The organism is Pseudomonas sp. dw_612, from assembly GCF_018449725.1.
GTDB lineage: Bacteria > Pseudomonadota > Gammaproteobacteria > Pseudomonadales > Pseudomonadaceae > Aquipseudomonas.
The window spans coordinates 76,510-83,276 of the sequence record NZ_JAAVVC010000028.1 but is presented as its reverse complement, the minus strand read 5'-3'; the positions used below and the strand labels follow the sequence as shown (position 1 = coordinate 83,276).

At 60.5% G+C, this 6,767-nt stretch carries 6 protein-coding genes; all 6 read left to right on the top strand.

The features are described 5' to 3' along the window. Positions 1–207: 207 nt before the first annotated feature. The 6 genes from HB680_RS29880 (at position 208) to HB680_RS29855 (ending at position 6,744) form a co-directional block, all read left to right on the top strand. Positions 208–1,095 carry a TauD/TfdA family dioxygenase gene (locus HB680_RS29880; RefSeq protein WP_213941894.1) on the top strand — a complete coding sequence of 296 codons (888 nt, stop codon included), beginning with the start codon at positions 208–210 and terminating at the stop codon, positions 1,093–1,095. Positions 1,096–1,112: 17 nt separating this feature from the next. After that, a complete protein-coding gene (locus HB680_RS29875; protein ID WP_213941893.1) occupies positions 1,113–2,138 on the top strand; it encodes an ABC transporter substrate-binding protein in 1,026 nt (341 codons plus the stop codon). 5 nt (positions 2,139–2,143) lie between these two features. Next, positions 2,144–3,007 carry an ABC transporter ATP-binding protein gene (locus HB680_RS29870; protein WP_213941892.1) on the top strand — a complete coding sequence of 288 codons (864 nt, stop codon included), beginning with the start codon at positions 2,144–2,146 and terminating at the stop codon, positions 3,005–3,007. A gap of 20 nt (positions 3,008–3,027) precedes the next feature. Further along, a complete protein-coding gene (locus tag HB680_RS29865; protein WP_213941891.1) occupies positions 3,028–3,894 on the top strand; it encodes an ABC transporter permease in 867 nt (288 codons plus the stop codon). Positions 3,895–4,067: 173 nt separating this feature from the next. Beyond that, complete coding sequence (locus HB680_RS29860; RefSeq protein WP_213941890.1) at positions 4,068–4,988, top strand: LysR family transcriptional regulator; 921 nt, start codon at positions 4,068–4,070, stop codon at positions 4,986–4,988. A gap of 220 nt (positions 4,989–5,208) precedes the next feature. Continuing rightward, positions 5,209–6,744, top strand: a complete 1,536-nt coding sequence (locus HB680_RS29855; protein ID WP_213941889.1) for an MFS transporter — start codon at positions 5,209–5,211, stop codon at positions 6,742–6,744. Positions 6,745–6,767: the final 23 nt, after the last annotated feature.

Sequence of the window (6,767 nt, the reverse complement as noted above, 5' to 3'; positions counted from 1 at the left end):
TGGCGGCCTAAAATGCGCTACAGCCCAAAAGCCATATCGTTATTCACTAACGGTATTTAAATTTCAATTCTTATATCTATAAAGTCACTCTCCTGCGTACCCGCCGACCAATCGGCGCGCCGCACGACACGAACCAACACGGGACCTCCGTGAGTTTCTTGATCGACGCGCGCGCCCTTGAGCGTGCCGTGCGTGGGAGTGATTTAAATGTCAGCCGTCTCTGCCTCTCAAACCATCGCGCCGCAAACCTTCGACATCCGCCCATTCAGCGGCGCCGTCGGTGCTGAAATCATCGGCCTGGACCTGTCCCGCCCGATCAATGACCAGGACTTCGCGCGCATCCACCGCGCGCACCTGGATCATCACGTCGTGGTATTCCGCGACCAGCGCATAACCCCCGAACAGCAAATCGCCTTCAGCCGCCGCTTCGGCGTGTTGCAGATTCATGTGCTCAAGCAGTTTCTGCTGGCCGGGCACCCGGAAATCCTCATTGTTTCCAACATCGTCGAAAACGGCGTGTCCGTCGGCCTCGGTGACGCCGGCAAGTTCTGGCATTCCGACCTCTCTTATAAAGAGCTGCCGAGTCTCGGCTCGATGCTCCATGCCCAGGAGCTGCCGTCCGAAGGCGGCGACACGCTGTTTGCCGACATGCACAAAGCCTGGGACGGTTTGCCTGACGCGCTGCGTAAAGCCGTTGAAGGTCGATCCGCCGCGCACTCCTACACGGCGCGCTACAGCGAAACCAAATTCGAAGGCAATTGGCGCCCGACCCTGACCCCGGAGCAACTCGCTCAGGTCGCCGAAGTCGTGCACCCGATCGTGCGCACCCACCCGGAAAACGGGCGCAAGGCGTTGTTCGTCAGCGAAGGTTTCACCACACGCATCGTCGGCCTGCCGGAAGACGAGAGCAAACAACTGCTCGACGAGCTCTACGCCCACAGCGTGTTGCCGCAAAACATCTACCGCCATCAGTGGCAGCCCCACGACCTGGTGTTCTGGGACAACCGTTCGCTGATCCACCTTGCCGCCGGTTGCCCAAGCTACCTGCGCCGCAAGTTGTATCGCACCACCATCCAGGGCGACGCGCCTTTCTGATTTGCCGGAGAACCATCATGTCCAAACGTCTTCCATTTGCGCCGCTGGCGGCTGCCATCGGCCTGGGTTTCAGCCTGATCGCCGGCAGCCTGGTGGCGCCGACCGTGGCTCACGCCGAAGGTGAAATCCGCATCGCCGAACAGTTCGGCATTGTTTACCTGTTGCTCAACGTGGTCCGCGATCAAAACCTGATCGAGAAGTACGGCAAGCAGGAAGGCATCGACATCAAGGTCGACTGGACCCAGCTCTCGGGCGGTGCGGCGGTCAACGATGCGTTGCTTTCCGGCTCCATCGACATTGCCGGTGCCGGCGTCGGTCCGCTGCTGACCATTTGGGACCGCACCCACGGCAAGCAAAACGTCAAAGCCGTCGCTTCGCTGGGCAACTTTCCTTACTACTTGCTGAGCAACAACCCAAACGTCAAAACCATCGCCGACTTCACCGAAAAGGACCGCATTGCGGTGCCGGCGGTCGGGGTCTCGGTGCAGTCGCGCTTCCTGCAATACGCGGCCGCCAAGCAGTGGGGTGACAAGGAATTCAATCGCCTCGACAAGTACACCATCGCCGTTCCGCACCCGGATGCGACAGCTGCTTTGATTGCTGGCGGCACTGAGTTGAGCGGGCACTTCTCCAACCCGCCGTTCCAGGATCAGGCGCTGGCCAATCCCAACGTCCATGTGGTGCTGAACACCTACGATCTCCTTGGTCCGAACTCGCCAACTGTGCTGTTCGCCACCGAGAAATTCCGCGACGAGAATCCGAAAACCTACAAGGCTTTCGTTGAAGCCCTGACCGAAGCCGCCGAATTCGCGCAAAACGATAAAGGCGCGGCGGCCGACACCTACATCCGCGTGACCAAGGCCAAAATCGACCGCGCCGCGCTGTTGAAAATCATCGACAACCCGCAGTTCGAATTCAGCGTCACGCCGAAAAACACCTACCCGCTGGCCGAATTCCTCTACCGCGTCGGCGCGATCAAAAACAAACCGGATTCGTGGAAGGATTACTTCTTCCAGGACGCCAAGCCGCTGCAAGGGAGCTGATCGACATGAACGCCCCTTTGCAAGGCCACACGGCCAGCAACCCGATCGCCGCAGCCGCCGAGGCGCTGTTGTCGGTCGATCACGTCAGCCTCGAATACCGCACGCCGCAGCGCGTTGTTCGGGCTACCCATCAGGTCAGTTTCGAGATCGATCCGGCGGACCGCTTTGTGCTGCTCGGCCCGTCCGGGTGCGGCAAATCCACATTGCTTAAAGCAGTCGCCGGGTTTATCCAGCCGTGCGAGGGCGAGATTCGTCTTCAGGGGCAAACCGTCCACGCGCCGGGCCCGGACCGGATTGTGGTGTTTCAGGAGTTCGATCAACTGCCGCCATGGAAAACCGTCAAACAGAACGTGATGTTTCCGCTGCTGGCGTCGAAAACCCTTAAGCGCAAAGAGGCCGAAGAGCGAGCGCTGCACTATCTGGACAAGGTCGGGTTGGCGGCGTTTGCCGATGCTTATCCGCACACCTTGTCCGGTGGCATGAAGGCGCGGGTGGCGATTGCTCGCGCGCTGGCCATGCAGCCGAAAATCCTGCTGATGGACGAACCCTTCGCCGCGCTCGACGCGTTGACCCGACGCAAGATGCAGGAAGAATTGCTGCTGCTCTGGGAGGAGGTGCGGTTCACGTTGCTGTTTGTCACGCACTCCATCGAAGAGGCGTTGGTGGTCGGCAATCGAATCCTGTTGTTGTCGCCGCATCCGGGCCGGGTGCGGGCGGAAGTCCACAGCCATCAATACGACTTGCACAGCCTCGGCGGCGTGGCGTTCCAGGAATCGGCGCGGCGCATTCATCGGTTGTTGTTCGATGAAGGTCAGTCCCCGGAAACCGAGCGCGAGCTGGATTTCTCTGACATCCGCATCGCTTATTGAGCCATTGAGAGGATTGCCCGATGAGCCAGTTGTCATCTGCACGTAAAGAATTCGAAACCGTATTAGAGCCCCTGACCAGCGTACCGCTGGAGCGAGCATTGCCCCTCGGCCAGCGCGTATGGCAGCAGGGCTGGATTCGTAAAAGCCTGATCCTGATTTTGCTCGCGGTGCTGTGGGAAGTGGTGGCGCGCATCCAGAATAACGACCTGCTGCTGCCGAGTTTTCTGCAAACCAGCAGCGCGCTATACGACGGCCTGCTCAGCGGTGAATTGCTGAACAAAGTCTGGATTTCCCTGGTGGTGTTGCTCAAGGGTTACCTGATCGGCATCGTCCTGGCGTTTGCCTTGACCACGTTGGCGGTTTCGACCCAGTTCGGTCGTGATCTGCTGAGTACGCTGACCTCGATGTTCAACCCGCTGCCGGCGATTGCGCTGCTGCCGCTGGCGCTGCTGTGGTTTGGCCTGGGGCAGAACAGCCTGATTTTCGTGCTGGTGCATTCGGTGCTTTGGGCCTTGGCCTTGAACACCTATGCCGGGTTTCTCGGTGTCTCGGAAACCCTGCGCATGGCGGGGCGCAACTATGGCCTCAAGGGCATGCGCTTTGTGCTGTTCATTCTGATCCCGGCGGCGTTGCCGTCGATCCTTGCTGGATTGAAAATCGGCTGGGCCTTCGCCTGGCGTACCTTGATTGCGGCGGAGCTGGTGTTTGGTGCTACCAGCGGCAAGGGCGGTTTGGGTTGGTATATTTTTCAGAATCGCAATGAGCTGTACACCGACAAAGTGTTTGCCGGGTTGGCGGTGGTGATTCTGATTGGCTTGCTGGTGGAGAATTTGGTGTTCGATACCCTGGAGCGGGTGACGGTGAAGCGGTGGGGGATGCAGCGCTGAGTTCTTTGGTGTCTGGGCTGGCCTCTTCGCGAGCAAGCCCGCTCCCACATTGAAATGCATTCCCCTGTGGGAGCGGGCTTGCTCGCGAAGGCGTCGGTCCAGTCACCACCCAATCCAAGTGTGTCTGCTAGCATTGCGCCTGAATCAATCCTGATCAGCCATGAGTGCTCAGCATGCAACTCCCGGACATGAACCTGCTGGTCGCCCTCGACGCGTTGCTCGACGAAGGCAGTGTGGTGGGCGCCGCGCGTCGGATGAACCTCAGCCCAGCGGCGATGAGCCGGACCCTGACCCGCATTCGCGAAGCCATCGGCGATCCGATCCTGGTGCGCGCCGGTCGCGGTCTGGTGCCTACGCCCAAGGCATTGGCGCTGCGCGAGCAGGTGCGTGATGTGGTCGAGCAAGCGGCCCTGTTGTTTCGCTCCGCCGATGCAGTGGATCTGGGCACGTTGCGCCGTCGCTTCAGCATTCGCGCCAATGATTTTTTCGTCGGTGTGTATGGCGGCAAGCTGTTCGACACCATGGAGCGCCAGGCCCCGCACTGCGAGCTGCGCTTCGTCCCGGAAGGCGATGGTGATGACGAGGCGCTGCGCGAAGGGCGGATCGATCTGAGCATCAGCAACAATCGTCCGTTGATGCCGGAAGTGAAAATCCAGAACCTGTTTTCCACCCAATTTGTCGGTCTGGCGCGAGAAGATCATCCGCTGTTCGATGAAGAAATCACTGCTGAGCGCTATGCCGGGTTTGCGCATATCAGCATGTCGCGGCGCGGGATTGCCCGTGGCCCAATCGATACGGCACTCAACGCCTTGGGGCTGGAGCGACGCGTGGCAGTGATTGCGCCGAGTTTCCATGCGGCGATGTTTGCACTGCCCGATTCCGATCTGCTGCTGCCGGTGCCGAAAGAAGCGCTGCTGAGCGTACGGCGATTGGGTCTGAAGCTGCGCTCGTTCACCCTGCCGATTCCGTTGCCAACGCTGATGCTGACCCAGGCCTGGCATCCTCGCTACGACAAAGACCCGGCCCACCGCTGGATGCGCGAAACCCTCAAGGCCTGTTGCGATGAGACCTGGTTGGCCGCGCAACCCACCTGAATCCAACACAAATCCCCCTGTGGGAGCGGGCTTGCTCGCGAAAGCGGCGGTGCATTCAACATTGATGTCGCCTGACACTCCGCCTTCGCGAGCAAGCCCGCTCCCACAAGGGGATTTTAATTGCTGCGTCTGGCGCACTTATAACCTGCCAACAAGTCAATTTTCGTAATGCCCCGCACTCCATAAAATGCCCCGGTATTCTTCCCGGAGCTTGCAGTACATGACTTCCCTCACGGCCCCGGCCCCTCTCGCCGCGACCAGCCCTGCCGCCGCTGCGCCACCGGTCTTCGGCCTGCGGATCATCATCGGTCTGGTGGGCGTGTTGCTGGCGGTGCTGGTGTCCGGCCTGAACGAGATGGTGACCAAAGTCGCCCTGGCCGATATTCGCGGTGCGTTGGCCATCGGTTACGACGAAGGCACGTGGCTGGTCGCCAGTTACACCGCGACCTCTGTGGCGGCCATGGCCTTCGCGCCGTGGTGCTCGGTGACGTTCTCGTTGCGCCGTTTCACGCTCTACGCCATCGGTGTCTTCACGCTGCTGGGCGTGCTGTGCCCGTTCGCCCCGAATTACGAAAGCCTGTTGCTGATGCGCATCGTGCAAGGCCTGGCGGGCGGCGCGTTGCCGCCGATGCTGATGACCGTCGCCCTGCGTTTCCTGCCGGCCAACGTCAAACTCTATGGCCTGGCCGGTTATGCCTTGACCGCCACCTTCGGTCCCGGACTCGGCACGCCGCTGGCCGGGTTATGGACCGAGTACGTCGGTTGGCAGTGGACCTTCTGGCAAATCATCGTCCCGTGCCTGATCGCGATGGCGGCCGTGGCGTACGGTTTGCCCCAGGATCCGTTACGCCTGGAGCGGCTCAAGCAATTCAACTGGCGCGGTTTGCTGCTGGGCTTCCCGGCGATCTGCATGTTGGTGATCGGCATCCTCCAAGGCAATCGGTTGGACTGGTTTGAGTCGAGCCTGATCTGCTTTTTGCTCGGCGGCGGGTTGCTGTTGCTGGTGCTGTTTCTGATCAACGAATGGTCGCAGCCGATTCCGTTCTTCAAGTTGCAGATGCTCGGCATTCGCAACCTGTCATTTGCGTTGATGACCCTCGCCGGGGTGTTGGTGGTGCTGTTGGCGGTGGTGATCATTCCGTCCAGTTACCTGGCGCAAGTCCAGGGTTATCGGCCGATTCAGACCGCGCCGATCATGTTGTTGGCGGCGTTGCCACAATTGATCGCGCTGCCGTTGGTGGCCGCATTGTGCAACCTGCGCTGGGTCGATTGCCGCTGGGTGTTGGGGATTGGCCTGGGGATGCTGGCGCTGTCCTGCCTCGGTGGTTCGCAGCTGACGTCGGTGTGGATTCGCGATGATTTCTACGTGCTGCAACTGCTGCAAATCTTCGGTCAGCCCATGGCGGTGTTGCCGCTGCTGATGCTCGCCACCGGCAGCATCACGCCGATGGAAGGGCCGTTCGCCTCGGCCTGGTTCAACACCGTCAAAGGCCTGGCCGCAGTGATTGCCACCGGCATCATCGATGCGTTGACCACGGCACGCCTGCATTTCCACTCGACCATGTTGGTGGACAACCTCGGCAACTCGCCCCTGGCCGACAGCGACAGCGCCGGCCTAGCCCATCGTTTGCATGAGCAGGCCGTGGTGCTGACCGCTTCCGATCTTTATCTGTGCATGGCAGGCGTCGCTGCGGCGCTGATCCTGTTGATTTTCTGGCTGCCGACGCGGATGTATCCGCCGCGCGCGCCCACTTGAACGTTTCCTTGAAACAGAAGGTT

Coding starts and splice junctions, on each gene's coding strand:
- HB680_RS29880 (WP_213941894.1), top strand. CDS start 208: ATGTCAGCCGTCTCTGCCTCTCAAACCATCGCGCCGCAAACCTTCGAC.
- HB680_RS29875 (WP_213941893.1), top strand. CDS start 1,113: ATGTCCAAACGTCTTCCATTTGCGCCGCTGGCGGCTGCCATCGGCCTG.
- HB680_RS29870 (WP_213941892.1), top strand. CDS start 2,144: ATGAACGCCCCTTTGCAAGGCCACACGGCCAGCAACCCGATCGCCGCA.
- HB680_RS29865 (WP_213941891.1), top strand. CDS start 3,028: ATGAGCCAGTTGTCATCTGCACGTAAAGAATTCGAAACCGTATTAGAG.
- HB680_RS29860 (WP_213941890.1), top strand. CDS start 4,068: ATGCAACTCCCGGACATGAACCTGCTGGTCGCCCTCGACGCGTTGCTC.
- HB680_RS29855 (WP_213941889.1), top strand. CDS start 5,209: ATGACTTCCCTCACGGCCCCGGCCCCTCTCGCCGCGACCAGCCCTGCC.